At 47.8% G+C, this 17,755-nt stretch carries 14 protein-coding genes; 7 read left to right on the top strand and 7 right to left on the bottom strand.

The genetic code is table 11. The features are described from left to right. Window positions 1-266 precede the first annotated feature (266 nt). Window positions 267-1,292, top strand: coding sequence for a LacI family DNA-binding transcriptional regulator (locus tag BMY63_RS11645; protein WP_091900115.1), 1,026 nt, complete (start codon window positions 267-269; stop codon window positions 1,290-1,292). Between the two features lie 36 nt (window positions 1,293-1,328). After that, the gene (locus tag BMY63_RS11640; protein WP_091916966.1) at window positions 1,329-2,630 is read left to right on the top strand and encodes an SLC45 family MFS transporter; all 1,302 of its coding nucleotides are present in this window, start codon (window positions 1,329-1,331) and stop codon (window positions 2,628-2,630) included. Window position 2,631: 1 nt separating this feature from the next. On the opposite strand, the gene BMY63_RS11635 is transcribed toward BMY63_RS11640, so the two are convergent. From BMY63_RS11635 to BMY63_RS11620, 4 genes are all read right to left on the bottom strand, one after another. Continuing rightward, entirely contained in the window at window positions 2,632-3,204 is a 573-nt protein-coding gene (locus BMY63_RS11635; protein ID WP_091916964.1) for a chromate transporter, read from the bottom strand. Between the two features lie 45 nt (window positions 3,205-3,249). Then, on the bottom strand, window positions 3,250-3,804 hold the full coding sequence (locus BMY63_RS11630; protein ID WP_091916962.1) for a chromate transporter: 555 nt from the start codon (window positions 3,802-3,804) through the stop codon (window positions 3,250-3,252). After that, window positions 3,805-7,560 (bottom strand): phosphoribosylformylglycinamidine synthase, encoded by a 3,756-nt coding sequence (gene purL, locus BMY63_RS11625; RefSeq protein WP_091916959.1) that lies wholly within the window; start codon window positions 7,558-7,560, stop codon window positions 3,805-3,807. Between the two features lie 166 nt (window positions 7,561-7,726). Beyond that, on the bottom strand, window positions 7,727-10,243 hold the full coding sequence (locus tag BMY63_RS11620; RefSeq protein WP_091916957.1) for a M1 family aminopeptidase: 2,517 nt from the start codon (window positions 10,241-10,243) through the stop codon (window positions 7,727-7,729). Between the two features lie 122 nt (window positions 10,244-10,365). On the opposite strand from BMY63_RS11620, the gene BMY63_RS11615 reads away from it, so the two are divergent. After that, window positions 10,366-11,223 carry an OmpA family protein gene (locus BMY63_RS11615; protein WP_091900109.1) on the top strand — a complete coding sequence of 286 codons (858 nt, stop codon included), beginning with the start codon at window positions 10,366-10,368 and terminating at the stop codon, window positions 11,221-11,223. Between the two features lie 49 nt (window positions 11,224-11,272). Beyond that, on the top strand, window positions 11,273-12,424 hold the full coding sequence (locus BMY63_RS11610; RefSeq protein WP_091916955.1) for an acyloxyacyl hydrolase: 1,152 nt from the start codon (window positions 11,273-11,275) through the stop codon (window positions 12,422-12,424). A 15-nt stretch (window positions 12,425-12,439) separates the two neighbouring features. On the opposite strand, the gene BMY63_RS11605 is transcribed toward BMY63_RS11610, so the two are convergent. Continuing rightward, a complete protein-coding gene (locus BMY63_RS11605; RefSeq protein WP_091900107.1) occupies window positions 12,440-12,925 on the bottom strand; it encodes a C-GCAxxG-C-C family protein in 486 nt (161 codons plus the stop codon). Between the two features lie 185 nt (window positions 12,926-13,110). Here BMY63_RS11605 and BMY63_RS11600 point away from each other — a divergent pair, with 185 nt between their 5' ends. The 3 genes from BMY63_RS11600 to BMY63_RS11590 all read left to right on the top strand — a co-directional run bounded on the left by BMY63_RS11600 (window position 13,111) and on the right by BMY63_RS11590 (window position 15,961). Further along, window positions 13,111-13,812, top strand: coding sequence for an iron-sulfur cluster assembly scaffold protein (locus BMY63_RS11600; protein WP_091900106.1), 702 nt, complete (start codon window positions 13,111-13,113; stop codon window positions 13,810-13,812). Between the two features lie 13 nt (window positions 13,813-13,825). Further along, entirely contained in the window at window positions 13,826-14,842 is a 1,017-nt protein-coding gene (locus BMY63_RS11595; protein WP_091900105.1) for a GGGtGRT protein, read from the top strand. 174 nt (window positions 14,843-15,016) lie between these two features. Beyond that, entirely contained in the window at window positions 15,017-15,961 is a 945-nt protein-coding gene (locus BMY63_RS11590; protein ID WP_091916953.1) for a D-2-hydroxyacid dehydrogenase, read from the top strand. Window position 15,962: 1 nt separating this feature from the next. Here the strand turns inward: BMY63_RS11590 and BMY63_RS11585 are convergent, their stop codons facing one another. Then, window positions 15,963-16,268, bottom strand: coding sequence for a Dabb family protein (locus BMY63_RS11585; protein ID WP_091900103.1), 306 nt, complete (start codon window positions 16,266-16,268; stop codon window positions 15,963-15,965). Between the two features lie 12 nt (window positions 16,269-16,280). Further along, window positions 16,281-17,696 carry an RluA family pseudouridine synthase gene (locus BMY63_RS11580; RefSeq protein WP_091900102.1) on the bottom strand — a complete coding sequence of 472 codons (1,416 nt, stop codon included), beginning with the start codon at window positions 17,694-17,696 and terminating at the stop codon, window positions 16,281-16,283. Between the last annotated feature and the right edge of the window lie 59 nt (window positions 17,697-17,755).

The following is a 17,755-nucleotide window of genomic DNA, read 5'->3' as shown; positions in this document are numbered from 1 at the left end:
CATTACATTTAATTAGAGTTAATTGTTTGTATGTTATATTGTTTTAAGCTGTTAAGCTTAGGTCGCTTGATGGTGGTGAACGTTGGGTTCACGGTGCAAAGATAGTCTTCTTTTCAATACGTTATTCTTTTTTTTGTTTAAAAATGTTATTAGGAACGTGCAAACGTTTGCATGCGATGTGTAATAATAATAATAAGGAGTGTGAGAACAATATTAGGAATAATTTCCTATCTTTGCATCATCAACTATCAATAGTTAGAAACCTGATGAAGGATAATACCCCAATGACGATGAAGGATATAGCGCGGGAGTTTGGCATTTCCGTGGCTACCGTTTCGCGTGCACTAAAGGATTCACCTCGTATCAGTGAGGAACGACGGAAGGCCATCCAACAGTACGCTCGGGAACACAACTTCTATCCTAATGCCATAGGAGAGGCTTTGCGCCATAGTCGAATTATGGCGACGAAAATTATCGGGGTAATCGTGCCGGAGTTTACGCACTACTATTTCTCTTCAATCCTGACAGGTATTGAGGAGGCAGCCGCCGCCCGAGGCTATCATATTATGGTGTCGTTGAGTGGTGAGCAGTATGAGCGTGAGGCACGTATTTGTGAAAACTTTCATCGCTATAAGGTATGTGGTGTTATTGTTTCGCAAGCGAAAGATACGAAGAACTATGACCACTATCAGAAATTGCTGGATGCCGGAATCCCCATCGTGTTCTACGATAGAATATGTACGGGCGTGAATGCCAGTCGTGTGGTGGTTGATGACTATATGGGTGCATATAATGCCGTGACGCATCTGATTGAGACTGGCTGTCGGCGTATCGCTTTCTATGGTGGTCCGATGCAGTTGGAGATTTCTAAGAACCGCTATAATGGTTATGTAGATGCGCTGTTGAAGCACGGGTTGACAGTCGATGAAAAGATTATCCGCGTCTGTGATAATCGACCAGATGCTGAAGCACTGACGCCGGAGATTTTGTCGCTTGATAATCCGCCCGATGCTTTCTTTGCTGTCAACGACGATACGGCCATTGGTATACTCTATACTGTAAAACATGCAGGCATCCGTGTGCCAGAGGATATCTCTATATGTGGCTTCACTAACGGACAACGAGCAATCGCCTGTGATCCGATGTTGACAACGGTAGAACAGCGTGGACACCGTGTGGGCGAGGAAGCTGCAGAGATCCTGATGGATAAGGTGGAAGGCTTGATACCAATTGAGAAGGTAGAGAAACGTGTGGTTCGTACTCGCCTGGTTATTAGAGGTACAACGAGGTAATGGCCTTTGGCTAATGACTAAAAACAAAACAACGATATGAAACAAAAACCTGATCTTTCTTTTTGGAAACTGTGGAATCTGAGTTTTGGATTCTTTGGCGTGCAGATTGCCTATGCTCTGCAGAGTGCTAATATCTCACGAATCTTTGCTACGTTGGGTGCAGATCCCCATAACCTCAGCTATTTTTGGATTTTGCCTCCTTTGATGGGGATTCTTGTGCAACCGATTGTCGGAACACTGAGCGATAAGACCTGGACCCGTTACGGCCGACGTATCCCTTATTTATTTGTTGGAGCAGCCTTGGCAGTGCTTGTTATGTGCCTATTACCTAACTCTGGTTCTTTAGGACTTACCATCAGTGCCGCTATGATCTTCGGACTTATCGCCTTGATGTTTCTCGATACCAGCATCAATATGGCAATGCAACCGTTTAAGATGTTGGTTGGAGACATGGTCAATGAGAAGCAGAAAGCCAAAGCTTATTCTATACAATCATTCCTCTGCAATGCGGGTTCAGTAGTGGGATATGTCTTCCCGTTCGTATTTACGTTTATTGGTATCAGCAATGTTGCCGAGAGGGGTGTTGTGCCCGATTCGGTTATCTGGTCGTTCTATATTGGTGCCGCCATTCTGATTCTTTGTGTCATTTATACGACGTCAAAGGTGAAAGAATGGAATCCCAAGGAATATACAGAATATAACCCTGTCTCAGAAGAGAAAGAGGGTGGTGCCAATTGGATCATGCTATTGAGAAATGCTCCCTCTACCTTCTGGAAGGTTGGACTGGTGCAGTTCTTCTCTTGGGCCGCTATGCTTTATATGTGGAATTATACCACCGGTGCTATCGCTGAGGTGGTTTGGAATACAACTGATCCTGCCAGTGAGGCCTTCCAGGAGGCTGGTAACTGGGTGGGCATCCTCTTCGCTGTGCAGGCTGTGGGTTCTGTCATTTGGGCTGCCCTGCTCCCGCAGTTCAAAAATACGAAGTTTGCTTATTCCGTAAGTCTGATTATTGGAGCCATTGGCTTTATGATGGTACCATATATCCACAATCAGTATTTGCAGTTTATTCCCTTCCTAATGATTGGTTGCGCTTGGGCAGCCATGCTTGCTATGCCGTTTACCTTCGTGACGAATGCTCTTCAGGGATATGGACATATGGGAGCCTATTTGGGACTATTTAATGGCACTATCTGTATTCCGCAGATTGTTGCAGCCCTCTTAGGAGGCGTCATTCTGTCGTCAGTGGGTAGTCATCAGTCTACGATGATGATTGTGGCAGGCATCAGTTTCATCATTGGCTCTGCCTGTGTCACGATTATTAAGAGCGAGAGATAGTTTACAACAATAGCAGTCCGGCAAAGCCAGCATAGCAGATCATGCGGATGGGGTTGATCTTCATATAGCCAGTGCCGAAAGCGGTGGCGATGAAGAGGGCAATGCTGACAAAGAACTGCCATGGGTTTTCTGTTGGTGTAGAGAAGTTTTCCGCATTGCACAAAAGTAAGGTGGCTGCAGCCAGTAGTCCGACAACGGCAGGACGTAGACCTTTGAAAACCGATTGTACCACCGGGGTACTCATGTATCTCATGCACAATTTGCTGATAAGAATCATTAGAATCAGTGAGGGCAGCACAAGGGCGAAAGTGGCAGTGACAGAGCCGAGTATGGCTGTCATGTCGCCGTAGCCAGCATTGTGGATGGCGGTGTAGCCGCAATAAGTGGCTGAATTGATGCCGATGGGACCGGGTGTCATCTGCGAGATAGCAACGATATCGGTAAATTCTGCGGTGGAGAGCCAGTGATAATGTTCCACTGTCTCATGTTGGATTAGCGACAGCATCCCATATCCCCCTCCAAATCCGAAGAGCCCGATTTCGAAGAATGTGATAAATAAATATAGGAATATCATATTGTCTTATTTAGCTCATCACAGAGATACAGGGGTACAGAACTTTTATTTCTGTGTTTCTGTATCTTTGTGTGTAATTGTTCCATATATATATCCAACTATACCTGCAACGATGATAATATAGATAGGTGACACGCCGAGTGCCCAGATGGCGAGTGCACATACGATGGGAATCCAGATGGTGTACCTGTTGAGTTTTGCGCGCTGACCTAAACGGAATGTGGGGACTGCTATGAGGGCCACCACCGCAGGACGGATACCTCGAAAAATAGCAGCCACGACAGGATTGTCTTTAAACTGACTGAAAAACATGGCAATAGCAAGGATGATGAGAAACGAGGGTAGGGCTGTACCGATAGTGGTGGCGATGGCCCCTTTCGTTTTGCGCAGTTTATAGCCGATGAAGGTGGCGATGTTGATGGCGAAGACACCAGGACAACTCTGTGCGATAGCAATCAGGTCAAGCATCTCGTCGTGGGATACCCATTGCTTCTTGTTTACCACTTCTTCCTCAATCAAAGGAATCATGGCATATCCACCACCAAGGGTGAATATGCCAATCTTAAAGAAGGTTTTAAAGGAATCCCAATAGATATTCACTTACTTTTTATTTTTTACCTTTTCCTCGATCCACTTACGTGCATTGACGAAGGCCTCAATCCAAGGCGTTATTTCGTCATTCTTACGGTCAGCAGGGTACCAGGCGCACTGCCATGGGAAGATAGCACGCTCTGGGTGGGGCATCATGCAAAGATGACGACCATCAGCAGAGCAGATACCTGCTACGTTATAGTTTGAACCGTTGGGATTAGCGGGATAGCCTGCGTAGTTGTACTTGGCAATTACGTTATAGGCGCTCTCGGCTTCAGATAACGAGAACTTACCCTCACCGTGAGCTACCCAGAGTCCGAGTTTCGAACCGCTGAGTGAGCCGAACATGACACTGTTATTTTTAGGAATACTCAGGCTAATGAATTCGCTCTCGAACTTATGGGAATCGTTGTGAAGCATCTTTACGCCCTTGGCACCCGTAAGGCCGAGTTCAACCATCAACTGACAGCCGTTACAGATACCCAGAGAGAGTGTGTCCTCGCGGGCATAGAACTTGTCGAGTGCCTCTTTGGCCTTCGGATTGAAGAGAAAAGCACCAGCCCAACCCTTAGCCGAACCAAGCACATCGGAGTTGGAGAAACCACCGCAGAACACTATCATGTTGATATCTTCGAGTGTCTCGCGACCGCTAATCAGGTCGGTCATCATCACGTCCTTTACATCGAAGCCAGCAAGGTAGAGACTGTAGGCTGTCTCACGTTCACATTGGGTTCCCTTTTCACGGATAACTGCAGCCTTAATACCTGATGGCTTGCGACGATCTGCAGAGATGCCATACTGGGCAAGTTTACCAGTGAAGTCCTTGGTGAAGTTCATTTCCAATGGTTGCTTCTTGTAGTTCGCAAAGCGCTCTGCAGCCTTGCCATTAAAACTCTGCTTGCGATCGAGCAAATAAGAGGTCTTGTACCAGGTGTCGCGAAGGGTGTCAATATTGAATGTCTTCTCTTCGTCGCCAGCCTTTACCACGATGGTGCGAACCTCAGGCACGGGATAGCCGATCTTGGCAAAACCAACGCCCTGCTCCTCCATGAAATCCTTGAACTCCTGTTTGTGCTCGTCGCTCACCTCGATGACCACACCTGGGTTTTCTGCGAAGAGGGCCTTTACGATGTCGCCATCCTTGCAAATATCGTGAAGGTTGATGTGCATACCACCCTTGGTATTGGCGAAACACATTTCGAGGAGAGTCGTAATCAGACCACCTGCAGAGATGTCGTGACCTGCGAGAATCCAACCTTTTTCGACGATCTGCTGAATGGCCATGAAGGCGTCGGCAAAATACTCGGCATTTTTAACCGTTGGAACATCGCTACCCACCTTACCGAGACTTTGTGCAAAAGCAGAACCGCCGAGGTGTTGCTCGTCAAAGGAGAAGTCGATATGATAGAGCGATGCATTCTTATCGTTCACCAACACAGGTGAAACAACCTTCTTGATATCTGAGACCTCACCACCTGCGGATACAATCACTGTTCCAGGAGAGATGATCTTCTCACCATTGGGATACTGCTGACTCAGAGAAAGTGAGTCTTTACCTGTTGGAACATTGATGTGCAGGTCGCAGCAGAAATCCGAAAGAGCCTTAACACCAGCATACAGACGAGCGTCCTCACCCTCCTGAGAGCGACAAGGCCACATCCAGTTGGCAGAGAGTGAGATGGAATCCATTCCGTCGGTAAGTGGAGCCCATACGATATTCGTAAGAGCCTCAGCAACAGAGAGGACAGAGCCAGCAGCAGGATTGGCCAGACCAGCTTGTGGTGCATGTCCAATGGCAGTCGCAATACCTTTTTCGCCACGATAGTCAAGCGCCACAACACCACAGTCACTCAATGGCAACTGGATTTCGCCCTGACACTGCTGACGAGCAATCTTACCTGTCACAGAACGGTCAACTTTGTTGGTCAACCAGTCTTTGCAGGCCACAGCCTCCAACTGAAGAACACGGTCGAGATATTCGTCAATCTTATCTTGAGAGTAGGTAACGTCTGTATAATGACGTTCTACAGTGTTGTCTTTCATGATGGTCTTGGGCGAGTGTCCAAACATTTGAGCCACATCGAGGTCGAAGGGCTTCACACCATCACCCTGCTTAAACGAGAAGTGAGCATCGCCAGTGGTCTCACCGACAACATACAACGGAGCACGTTCGCGTTCTGCAATCTTACGGACATGCTCGATATGTTTTTCGTCGATAAGCAAGCCCATACGTTCCTGACTCTCGTTGGCGATGATTTCCTTGGAGCTCAGCGTCTTGTCGCCAATTGGCAACTTGGTCATGTCAACCTCACCACCACACTCTTCAACAAGCTCAGACAGACAGTTTAAGTGACCAGCTGATCCGTGGTCGTGGATGGAAACAACAGGATTCACGTCCTCCTCACAGAGAGCACGCACCAGATTGTAAGCTCGTTTTTGCATCTCGGGGTTAGCGCGCTGGATGGCATTCAACTCGATGCCATTGTTATAGCGACCTGTATCAACGGATGACACAGAACCACCACCCAGTCCGATGCGATAGTTGTCACCACCTACTACAACTATCTTGTTGCCCTTTTGAGGTTCCTTCTTCAGACAGTCGCGCTTGGTACCGTAACCTACGCCACCAGCCAGCATGATGACCTTGTCGTAAGCATACTTGGTGTCATTAGGCTCTCCCGAGTTTTGCTCGCCTATCTGTGGCCTTTCCTGATGCTCGAAAGTAAGTACAGAACCGCAGATTAACGGCTGACCGAACTTGTTTCCGAAATCAGAGGCACCATTAGAGGCCTTGATCAGGATCTGTTCTGGGGTTTGATACAACCACTGACGAACGGGGAGAATGTTTTCCCAATCGCGAGTCAACTTGTCGTCGTCAGTCAGTCGTGGATAAGCTGTCATATAAACAGCAGTACCTGCGATAGGCCACGAACCTACGCCACCACCCATTCGGTCACGGATTTCACCTCCTGTTCCAGTAGCTGCTCCGTTGAATGGTTCAACGGTAGTTGGGAAATTATGGGTTTCTGCTTTCAGAGAGATGACGCTTTCGATATCCTTCACGCGGAAATAATCACTAGTTGATTGGTCGGCAGGTGCAAACTGCTCAACCACTGGTCCTTGGGCGAAGGCTACATTGTCTTTATAGGCGGAGAGAATCTTGTTGGGATTCTCTTGCGTGGTCTTTTTAATCATGGCAAACAGACTCGACTCCTTCTCCTCACCATCAATGATAAAGATGCCACCGAAGATCTTATGACGGCAGTGCTCTGAGTTGATCTGTGCAAAACCGAAGATTTCCGAATCGGTCAGCGGACGTCCATTGGCCTTCTCAATCTTATGAAGATATTCAATCTCTTCGGGCGACAGGGCCAGTCCTTCCTGTTCGTTGTACTCTTCCAGATTTTCTACGTACTTGATGGGCTCAGGCATGATGCTAATGGTGAAGATGTCCTGATTAAGTCCTTTGTACATACGCTGTAGCATAGGGTCATGGTCTGCATTTTCGGTATCTACGGGGAAGTATTCCTCAATACGCAAAATGCCGCTGAGACCCATATTCTGTGTGATCTCAACGGCATTTGTCGACCAAGGAGTAACCATCTCGCGACGTGGACCCACATAATAGCCCGATAATGTTTCGTCGCTCAGCAACTCGGCATCGCCGTAGAGCCAGCACAGTTCTTTTACTTCATCTTGTTTGAGTTGATGATCCACCTGCGTGGCAATCACACTCTTCTGGGGAGTCTTAAAAAAGAGAATCATACCTTGCTTGATTGTATTTTTGAAATTTGGGCACAAAGGTACAAATAAGTGAGCAAAAAGCAAAAAGAAAAGGCTTTTTTCTTTTGATGGATGATACAAATAAGCACCCTTGACGAATGTCGAGGGTGCTCATATGGGGGCTGACCGTAAGACGGGTACTGCGTTATTACTTTCTTTTGGAGGTCGTGGTCTTTGCTTTAACCACCTTTGGATTGGGCTTCTCCACGTATGGCACTTGCTTCATCAGTGTCCAAGCCGCCTCCAATACCTTATTCTTTAAATTTTCTGGATAGTTGGGATTGCTTTGAAAGTAATTCTTGATGATCTGGCTTGTCTCTTTACTCTTGTGTCCTGCTAGCATGGCCTTAACCCAGTTGTCTGGGAAAAAGATGTCGCTAGTCTGTTGGATAAACTCCAGTGATTTTAGACTCGGCTCGATATAGATATTACTCTTCGGCTCGAAGACGTCGGAGTTCAGTAAGCGCAAGGCATGGATGGCCCATGGCTCCTGGACGCGGCCTTCCGGTTTCAGTAGCATGTTGAATAGCCTCGTTCGATCGGGTTCGCTAGGATTACATGCACGACTGACGTAATCGAATTCCTTCCGCTGATCGTCGGTCTTCAGAAAGGCACGTTCCGTCTGCAGGATACTTTCCCATTGTCCTGGTCGAGTGATGGCAAGGCGATAGGCCATCTCCATAAAGTCATGTTCGCTGAAAAGTGGATCGTCGTGATTCCTCCAGATATCCTCGATACGGTCTAGTACCTCGGGTGAGGTGGCGTTAGCTCCTAACTTTCGGATGATATATTGGCGGCATTCCTTGGATTTGTTCTCTCCTAGCAGATCCAGCATACAGAGCTCGAGAGTTTTCCGTTGCTCTGGTGTCATGTCAGAGGCGATTTTGAACATGTGGTCGACGGCGGTCGACATGATTAGCGGATCTTTCTCCTTCATCATCATACGGTAGATTTCTCCGAAGTAGGATGGTGTAATTTTCCCCATCAGATAGTTGTCGTGAATGACCTGCAGCAGACAATATCGGTTCAGGTTGTTACGGGTGGTGAGAAGACGTGTCGGAAGCAACTTGACATATTCGTCATCAAGAGTGAAACAGCCGTAGCCTCTGCCGTTGATATTCGGGAGTATGAAGTCGGGCTTTCCCTTGACATTGAAAGACATGGTAGGCTGTTGCATGTCAACAGACAGTGTACGACTCTCTCCTCGGTCATATATTAGCTTGATCTGGAATTTTTGTGGCCATACAATACCTCTTCCGTAAGGGTCTGTTTGTGAGATGACAATTTTTCCGTCGTGGTAACTCGTATGGATGAATGGCATGCCTTTTTGTTTCACCCAGACGTCACAGAACTGACGTACGCCGGCTTCGGGGGCTGTCTCGTCGAGAATATTGACCAGATCCTCCCATGAGGCGTTGCCGAAAGAGTTTTCCACAAGATACCGCTGCAGACCGTTCTGGAGCTTCGAAGACTCCATCATCAACTCCAACATACGCATCATCACTGGTGCTTTGTCATAGATGATATTATCATAGAGCAGACTGGCATGGTTCAGGTTCTTCAGCTTCTGGGCTATGGGATGGGTCCCTTCCGTGCGGTCTATGGCGATGGCGTTGGCATGATATGTTCTGAGGAAGTTCAGATCGTGATCAACTCTGGAGAAGGAGCGACGGGTAATCTTCGATGCCATGAAACTGGCGAGGACCTCTTTGGCCCATACGTCATCGAACCACTTCAAAGAAACGAGGGCGCCAAACCACAGATGGGCAGTCTCGTGAGCAATTAGTTCCAGTCGATTCAGTTCTTCCTCTAGTGTTGCATATTTTTCCAAGAAAATACGGCGGTCACTGAGTTGGATGGCACCAGGATGTTCCATACCACCGAACTGATAGTTAGGCAGGAGTGCCAGACCGTATTCCTTAAACGGACAGGCGATGCCGGTATAGCCTTCCATCCACTTCAGAGACTGAGCGGCCTCGTCAAAGACTTTGTCCAATTGGGCAACCTTCTCCGGATCCTTCTCACGGTAAAGGGCACGCATGACACGTCCGTCACGTGTGACTTTTTTCTCTTCAAACCTTCCTGCTACGAACGAATACAGATAAGTTGGTAGTTGACAACTGTTATCGCTGGTCATCGTCTTCCAACCTTCCGGCGTCTTCAACGTTGTGGCGAAGACGGCTCTTAGGTCAGGTTGGTCAAAGCATGGAAAGGCTGTGCGTGCCATGTCCGGCACGAAAAGCGTGTACATATAATCCTCGTTTCTGTTCAGGGCCTTATCAAGACAAGTGAAACTGAACTCCACTTTATTTGTTCCTGCCTTCATCTGCTTCATGGGTAGGATGATATGCTCATTCTGTTGAGTGACGGCTAGTACGCGTCGTTTCAGTTTGTTATAGACATAACTCTTCCCGTTGAGTTCCCCCTGAAAGTCTAGGATGACGTCCTCACTGTATCTCAAGTCAAAGGTGATAATGACTTTTCCTGTTACATCATCATGAGGACTGGCTGGGATATTGAATGTCAGATCATAAATGACGTTGCTGATGTTAGCTTTTCTGTGCTGGGCGAGTTCTTGGGAGACGCCTATGGCAAGCAACTGAGCATTGGAAGATAAGACAAGCATACTCAGTATTGCGAAGAGTAATACTTTTATATTTTTCATCGTTATTTTGGTTTTTGTCTGCAAATATAATTAAAATTATTCTAATAACCACGTTTTTTTATTGTTTTTATATGACATATTATTAAATTTGCAGACGTGAAAACTTTTAGAAAGGAACGATTATGAAAAAGAACGTGTTATTCATTGCTGTGGCCGCAGGTCTAATGTTGACCAGCTGTGCCAGTAAGAAAGATCTGGTTAATTGCCAGACAGAGAATAAGTCGTTGACGGAGAGTCTGCAGGCGACCAAGGAAGACTTGGCTGCTAAGAATGCTCGTGTTGCAAGTCTAGAGGAGCAATTGGCAGCCCAGAGACAAGCACTGGCCGAGCAGAAGAAGGCATATGCTGCGTTGCAGCAGTCTCTTGACAAGAGTCTGACAAATGCTAGTCAGAATAATATCTCTATTGAGAAGTTGGTCGATCAGATCAACGAGTCTAATCAGTATATTCGTCATTTGGTGGAGGTAAAGTCGAAGAGTGACTCGTTGAATATGGTCTTGACAAACAATTTGACCCGTTCGCTCTCGAAGGAGGAACTGAAGGAGGTTGATGTGCAGGTACTCAAAGGGGTGGTCTACATCTCTTTGGCGGACAATATGCTTTACAAGAGTGGCTCTTATGAAATCAATAGCCGTGCCTCACAGACCTTGTCGAAGATTGCTAAGATCATTAAGGATTATAAGGATTATGATGTGTTGATTGAGGGTAATACAGATAATGTACCCATCTCCAAGACGAATATCCGTAACAATTGGGATCTCAGCGCTCTTCGTGCTTCTAGTGTTGTCCAGGCTTTGCAGAACGATTATGGAGTGGATCCGAAACGTCTTACCGCCGGTGGCCGTGGCGAGTATAACCCCATCGCTACCAACGATACGGAAATTGGCAAACAACGTAACCGTCGTACTCAGATTATCATTACGCCGAAACTCGATGAGTTCATGGATCTGATAGGACAGGCGCCGGAAAACGAGAAATAATTTGATCCTGAATATACTGCGAGGAGACAGGCGTCTCCTAAGACTAATTATGATAATAGCAGCGATGGTTCCGGCTATCGCTGCTACTGCTATCTCTGAAGAGGATAGCACTGCTGTCCATCGGATTGAGGTGGAGATGGCACCGGGTATCATCCTTCATACCAATCGTTTCCTGCGCGGTAACAATTCGGAGAGTCGCACCATGAATCATTCGATGGTAGCCAAGGTGAAATATATCTTTGCACCATTCGAAGGTTCTGAGCAGGCAGCAGTTTATAAAGGTGTCTATCAAGGTGGTGGTTTGGCCTTCCACGACTTCAACCCCCAACTAGGTAGTCCTATTTCCGTCTATATCCTCCAAGGTGCTACCATCAAGTCGCTCTCAGATCGGCTGTCGCTGAACTATGAATGGGATTTCGGTCTGACCTGTGGTTGGAGACCTTACGATAAGGATAAAAATCCTGATAACCATGTCATCGGATCTAAGGTGACGGCTTATATGGATGCCGAGGTCTATATGCGGTGGATTATCTCACGTCACTGGGATCTAAGCGTCGGCGCGACCTTTACTCATTATAGCAATGGCAACACCTCCATTCCCAACGCGGGACTGAATGTGGCGGGTGCCAAAGCCTCTGTGGCGTATTACCTGAACAGACGGCCTGAACGTCCTTCGTATGCTGCCGTTCCTCCCTTTAAACGACATTGGGTGTGGGACCTGACCCTGTATGGTGCTTGGAAACGAAGGGGCTACGAATTGGGCGAAGAGTCCTATATTCTTCCAGGTACTTATGGCGTGGTAGGTTTCAATATGAATCCTCTCTATCGCCTGAGCCCAAGGTTCAATGTCGGTCCGTCGCTCGACGCTTACTATGACGGCAGTAGTAATCTTGAACTCGACGGCATCGTGCCGTTGGGGAGTGACATTTCTGACGACGACATGGTTACTAGGACAACAAGGACGCGCCAAATGGGGTTGGGACTCTCGGCCCGAGCCGAGTTCGTCATGCCTTATTTTACCATCAACTTTGGCATTGGACACAACCTTGTCAATCTTAATACAAGGGACATGGATGGCTTCTACGAGATTCTGGCGCTGAAAGTCGGACTGATGCGTAAAGCCTATCTCCACATCGGCTATAGCCTTTACGACTTCCGTCGCCCTAACAACCTCATGCTAGGTCTCGGTGTCCATCTGTAAACGTGTGTGGTTTTGTCAGTATGAAGGCTGCTTGCTCTTTAAGTAGTTGGCAAAGATACGGGCGGCACTTTCGACTTTCGCGACGCAAGGACGACTCTTGTAGTACTCTGCCGTACGTGCTGAGGCCACATAATTGCTATGTACCTTCTCGTAACCTTTAAGTCCCAGAATCTCAGCGCATATCAGACTACCGTTCTCTTCTTTTGATTTGGCCAGGAGTTCCTGTATAATCTTGTAACAGGCCGATTTTCCTTCGCGGTCACTGCCTTCCGTCTGACCACAGTCCAATCCCACTAACATGACAATGCCTGATACGGCTCCACACATCATCCGCATACGTCCGACTCCGCCCCCAAAACCGGCAGCGATTTTTTTTGCCAACGTGTCGTCGAGCCCATATAGGTCAGCAAATGCCGCTACAACACTCTGGCAGCAACCATAGCCTGCCATGAAGTTCTCCACGGCGCGCTCTACCCTCTTTTCCTGTTCCTGATCAGTCATATTTGTAATATCGAGTTGCAAAAATACAAAATCAACTCCAGAAAGGCCTCTGTTAGGGGCATTTTTGATGTTAATAATAATTAAATGCGTTAGTTCTTACTTGACAGACTCAAATAAATCAAGTAATTTTGTAGGCCACAAAGAGGACTTATTAAGTTGTTTAACATTTAAATGTTTTATTGTCAATGATTTATTCAAAAGAAGTGGAAAACATGTGTAGCGTTTGCAAAGGCGCTTACCATGGTCCTGCACCTATCCCCGAGGAGGGCAAGTGGGTTGCAGTGAAAGAAATCAAGGAAATTTCCGGTTACACCCACGGTATCGGTTGGTGCGCCCCTCAGCAGGGCGCTTGTAAGCTGAGTCTGAACGTGAAGGACGGTGTCATCCAGGAGGCTCTCGTGGAGACTATCGGTTGCACAGGTATGACTCACTCAGCTGCCATGGCCAGTGAGATCCTTCCTGGTAAGACTATCCTCGAGGCACTGAATACCGACCTCGTATGCGACGCTATCAACACCGCTATGCGCGAGCTCTTCCTGCAGATTGTTTACGGACGTACACAGAGCGCTTTCTCTGAGGGCGGTCTGCCTATTGGTGCTGGTCTTGAGGACCTTGGTAAGGGTCTTCGTTCTCAGACTGGTACGCTCTATGGTACTGTTGCCAAGGGTACTCGTTATCTCGAGCTCACCGAAGGCTATATCACCAAACAGTATCTCGACGCTAACAACGAGGTTTGCGGTTACGAGTATGTTCACCTCGGCAAGATGATGGAGGCTGTCAAGAACGGCATGGATGCTAATGAGGCTATGAAGAAGTTCACCGGCTCTTACGGTCGTACCACCGAGGAGCAGGGCGCAGTTAAGGCTATTGACCCACGTAAAGAATAAGGAGGATACGACAATGATTAGAAAAGTACAGTTTGAGAGTCAGGAGCGCCGTATCAACCAGGTTCTTGCTGCTCTGAAGGAGAATGGCATCAACTCTATCGAGGAGGCCAATGAGATTTGTGAAAAGGCAGGTGTAGATCCTTATCAGATGTGTGAGGAGACTCAGCTGATTTGCTTTGAGAACGCTAAGTGGGCATACGTTTGTGGTGCTGCTATCGCCATTAAGAAGGGCGTGAAGACTGCTGCTGAGGCTGCTGAGGCCATCGGTATCGGTCTGCAGAGCTTCTGTATCCCCGGATCAGTAGCTGACGATCGTAAGGTAGGTATTGGTCACGGAAACCTCGCCGCTCGTCTGCTCCGCGAGGAGACTGAGTGCTTCGCCTTCTTGGCTGGTCACGAGAGTTTCGCTGCTGCCGAGGGTGCTATCAAGATTGCCGAGATGGCTAATAAGGTGCGCCAGAAGCCCCTTCGTGTCATCCTGAACGGTCTTGGTAAGGACGCTGCCCAGATCATCAGCCGTATCAACGGTTTTACATACGTACAGACCAAGTTCGACTACTTCACAGGTGACCTGAATGTTGTCAAGGAGGTTCCTTATGGTAACAACCCCAGCCGTCTGAAGGTGAAGTGCTATGGTGCCGACGATGTTCGTGAGGGTGTGGCTATCCTGTGGAAGGAGAATGTAGATGTCTCCATCACTGGTAACTCTACCAACCCGACTCGTTTCCAGCACCCCGTAGCTGGTACTTATAAGAAGGAGCGCGTGCTCGCTGGCAAGCCTTACTTCTCTGTAGCTTCTGGTGGTGGTACTGGTCGTACTCTGCACCCCGATAACATGGCTGCTGGTCCTGCCTCTTACGGTATGACCGACACGCTGGGTCGTATGCACTCTGACGCTCAGTTCGCAGGTTCTTCTTCAGTGCCTGCTCACGTTGAGATGATGGGCTTCCTCGGTATGGGAAACAACCCGATGGTGGGTGCTACCGTATCTGTAGCTGTGGCCATCGACCTCGCTTTGAACAAGAAGTAATCGTATTATTTCTTAGAATATCAATGAGAACCTGCAATTAGCAGGTTCTCTTTTTTTTGTATTGAATATACAACTTTTTTAAGCAAATAGCTGTTAGATGGTGAGCGATTTCTCGTGAATTTGTCTTGGTATTCAGGAAAATAATGTATTTTTGCATCAAAAAGAAGAGAATACATGAGGATAGTAATACTTGATGGATTTACAGCCGATCCTGGTGACCTGTCATGGGAGGAACTGGAGACGTTGGGCGATGTTACAGTGTACGAGCGCACAACATCTGACAAGACAGTGCAGAGGGCCTCTGATGCAGAGATTGTACTAACCAATAAGGTCGTACTGGACAAGGATGTGATAGCACAGTTGCCTAAACTGAAATATATTGGAGTTCTGGCTACGGGTTATAATGTAGTGGATGTTGAGGCTGCTCACGAACACGGTATTATGGTTACCAACGTGCCGGCTTATAGCACGGAAAGTGTAGCGCAGATGGTGTTTGCGCATCTGCTGACGGTGACTAATCGGACGGAACACTATGCGATACAAAACAGAGCCGGCGTTTGGAACCGGAGTAAGGACTTTTGTTATTGGGATACCACTCTGACGGAACTGGCTGGCAAGACATTTGGCATCGTGGGACTTGGAAATATTGGTCAGCGTGTGGCTGAGATTGCATTGGCATTCGGCATGAAAGTAAAAGCCCTCAGCAGTAAGGATGTGCTGCCGAGGGGTATCGAAAAGGTTTCGCTGGAAGAGCTCTTGTCAACAGTCGATATCCTGTCACTGCACTGCCCGCTCACCGAGAGTACCCGTCATCTCATCAATCGAGAGTCACTGCAACTGATGAAACCAACAGCCATCCTTATCAATACAGGACGAGGACCATTGGTTGACGAACAGGCTGTGGCTGATGCTCTGGCAGAAGGGCGATTGGCTGCTTTTTGTGCAGACGTGCTCTCTATGGAACCGCCTGCTGCCGACAACCCTTTGTTACAGCAGCCTAATGCCTATATAACACCACACATCGCGTGGGCAACCACGGAAGCAAGAGTGCGTCTGATAAAGGTTGCTGTTGAAAATATTCGCTGCTTTCTGAGTGGTAACCCTCAGAATGTTGTTTAACTTAAATCTCGAAATCAAGACAACTGCGCTGGACGGTGTAGGGACGAACCTTACCGTTGGCTACAGCGACATGATCTGGATGCACGGCATAGCCTTTGAGTGCCTCGGGTGATTCAAGCGTGCTGTCGAGCATCACGTCAGCGTTCGATGAGGTCAGGCGACCGTCGATATGTACCTTCACATCAAGCAGTCCTGGAACCTTACCAACCAGTCCTTCTAGGCCGACCTTGATGTCTTTTTTCACGTTTTGTTTCTCTTCTTCAGAGAGTTCTGGATTCAGGGTCCAGAGAATAATGTGCTTAACCATAATTATAACTATTTATATATAAGGAATAATATGTTCAAATGGGTAGGGTAGTTCGAAATGCATACGTTTGTTCGTCGTCGGGTGAATGAAGGTGATGGCTTGTGCCTGAAGGTAGAGCCGGTCGGCCTGATTTCCGTCTGTGGCCTTTTTGCCATAGAGTTCATCGCCTAATATCGGACAACCGAGACCCTCTGGATGGGCGCAGTGCATACGTAACTGATGGGTGCGACCAGTATGCGGCCAGAGAGCCAAGAGGGTATACCTCTTTTGATTCTTTTTGGGATGGAAGGATGGGGGCAACACACGAAACTCGGTGATAGCCCGTTTGCCGTGCTCGTGATCCACCAACTGTCGTGGACGGTTCATGGGATCGCTTAGTAAGGGAAGGTCGATGATGCCGTGCTCCTCACGGGGGGAACCCTCGACGACAGCAAGGTACTTCTTCCTGATGGTATGGTTTGAGAACTGTTCTTGTAGATGGTGGTATGCCTCTTGAGTCTTTGCTACTAGGATAAGACCAGAGGTGCACATGTCTAGACGGTGTGCAACAACAGAGCCAGGCCAGTGCTGTTGGGCCCAGGAAGCAACGGAATAGTTTTCCGTGCGACCTGGCATACTCAGCATCCCCGATGGCTTGTTGAGTACGGCCAGGACCTCGTCCTCGTATACGATATCTACCTCTTGGTGTGGAGTTTTCATTTCCTCAGGGCTTGGATCAACGCTAAGTCCCTGCAGCATCCATGTTAGTACAGGTTTACACTTGCCACGGCAGGCAGGGTAGAACTGACCGTGATGACGGATGATACCCTGTGGTGACTCGCCCCACCAGAACTCTGCCATGCAGATAGGCTTCAGATGGTGCAGATAGGCATACTGCAATAGCTTCGGTGCGCAGCAGTCGCCGGTGCCTCCAGGAGGCAACGGGAATCGCTTCCTGATTCGTGGCGAACAGTGGTAATCCTGCCATACATCGATAAGGTCTCTTGTCTCACCTTTCGCATTCAGAAATCGATATTGATGAAAGAGCCATTGTTGTAATTCCTCTGACAACTGTCTCCGTTTTTCTTTTAGTTGACTCTGCTCGTTCTCTGCTGTCTCAATATCGCGGTTCACAGCAGAAATCTCCCGTTCCTTGGTTTTGAAATAACCGTCAGGTTGTTGAGCATCAAAGACCGGCGGCACGAAATATGACCAGTCGTTCCGACCTTCAAGTAATCCAGAGTAGGCGGCGAGGAATCCGAGTCCTTCGGCCGATTCTACGACCAACACTCCAAACATCTTCCCCTCGATGGGATTAATCCGCAGAATCTCTTGTCTGACCTCCTCGACAGCCAATAGGCATAGTGGATGAGGCTCGTAACAAAAGGGGTAAGTAAACCGTTCAGGTTTCTTAATGTCTGTATGTAAAGGGTGATACTTTGTCAACATCGGTTGCAAAGATACGAATATCTTCGCGATTTCAATCGCAAGGATTAGGAAAGTTTGCG

The organism is Prevotella aff. ruminicola Tc2-24 (genome assembly GCF_900110895.1).
Classification (GTDB): Bacteria; Bacteroidota; Bacteroidia; order Bacteroidales; family Bacteroidaceae; genus Prevotella.
This window is presented reverse-complemented; position numbering and strand designations above follow the sequence as displayed.

Excerpts from the sequence above, each read along its gene's own strand:
- BMY63_RS11645 (WP_091900115.1), top strand. The coding sequence starts at position 267 with ATGAAGGATAATACCCCAATGACGATGAAGGATATAGCGCGGGAGTTT.
- BMY63_RS11640 (WP_091916966.1), top strand. The coding sequence starts at position 1,329 with ATGAAACAAAAACCTGATCTTTCTTTTTGGAAACTGTGGAATCTGAGT.
- BMY63_RS11635 (WP_091916964.1), bottom strand. The coding sequence starts at position 3,204 with ATGATATTCCTATATTTATTTATCACATTCTTCGAAATCGGGCTCTTC.
- purL (WP_091916959.1), bottom strand. The coding sequence starts at position 7,560 with ATGATTCTCTTTTTTAAGACTCCCCAGAAGAGTGTGATTGCCACGCAG.
- BMY63_RS11620 (WP_091916957.1), bottom strand. The coding sequence starts at position 10,243 with ATGAAAAATATAAAAGTATTACTCTTCGCAATACTGAGTATGCTTGTC.
- BMY63_RS11615 (WP_091900109.1), top strand. The coding sequence starts at position 10,366 with ATGAAAAAGAACGTGTTATTCATTGCTGTGGCCGCAGGTCTAATGTTG.
- BMY63_RS11610 (WP_091916955.1), top strand. The coding sequence starts at position 11,273 with ATGATAATAGCAGCGATGGTTCCGGCTATCGCTGCTACTGCTATCTCT.
- BMY63_RS11605 (WP_091900107.1), bottom strand. The coding sequence starts at position 12,925 with ATGACTGATCAGGAACAGGAAAAGAGGGTAGAGCGCGCCGTGGAGAAC.
- BMY63_RS11600 (WP_091900106.1), top strand. The coding sequence starts at position 13,111 with ATGATTTATTCAAAAGAAGTGGAAAACATGTGTAGCGTTTGCAAAGGC.
- BMY63_RS11595 (WP_091900105.1), top strand. The coding sequence starts at position 13,826 with ATGATTAGAAAAGTACAGTTTGAGAGTCAGGAGCGCCGTATCAACCAG.
- BMY63_RS11590 (WP_091916953.1), top strand. The coding sequence starts at position 15,017 with ATGAGGATAGTAATACTTGATGGATTTACAGCCGATCCTGGTGACCTG.
- BMY63_RS11585 (WP_091900103.1), bottom strand. The coding sequence starts at position 16,268 with ATGGTTAAGCACATTATTCTCTGGACCCTGAATCCAGAACTCTCTGAA.
- BMY63_RS11580 (WP_091900102.1), bottom strand. The coding sequence starts at position 17,696 with ATGTTGACAAAGTATCACCCTTTACATACAGACATTAAGAAACCTGAA.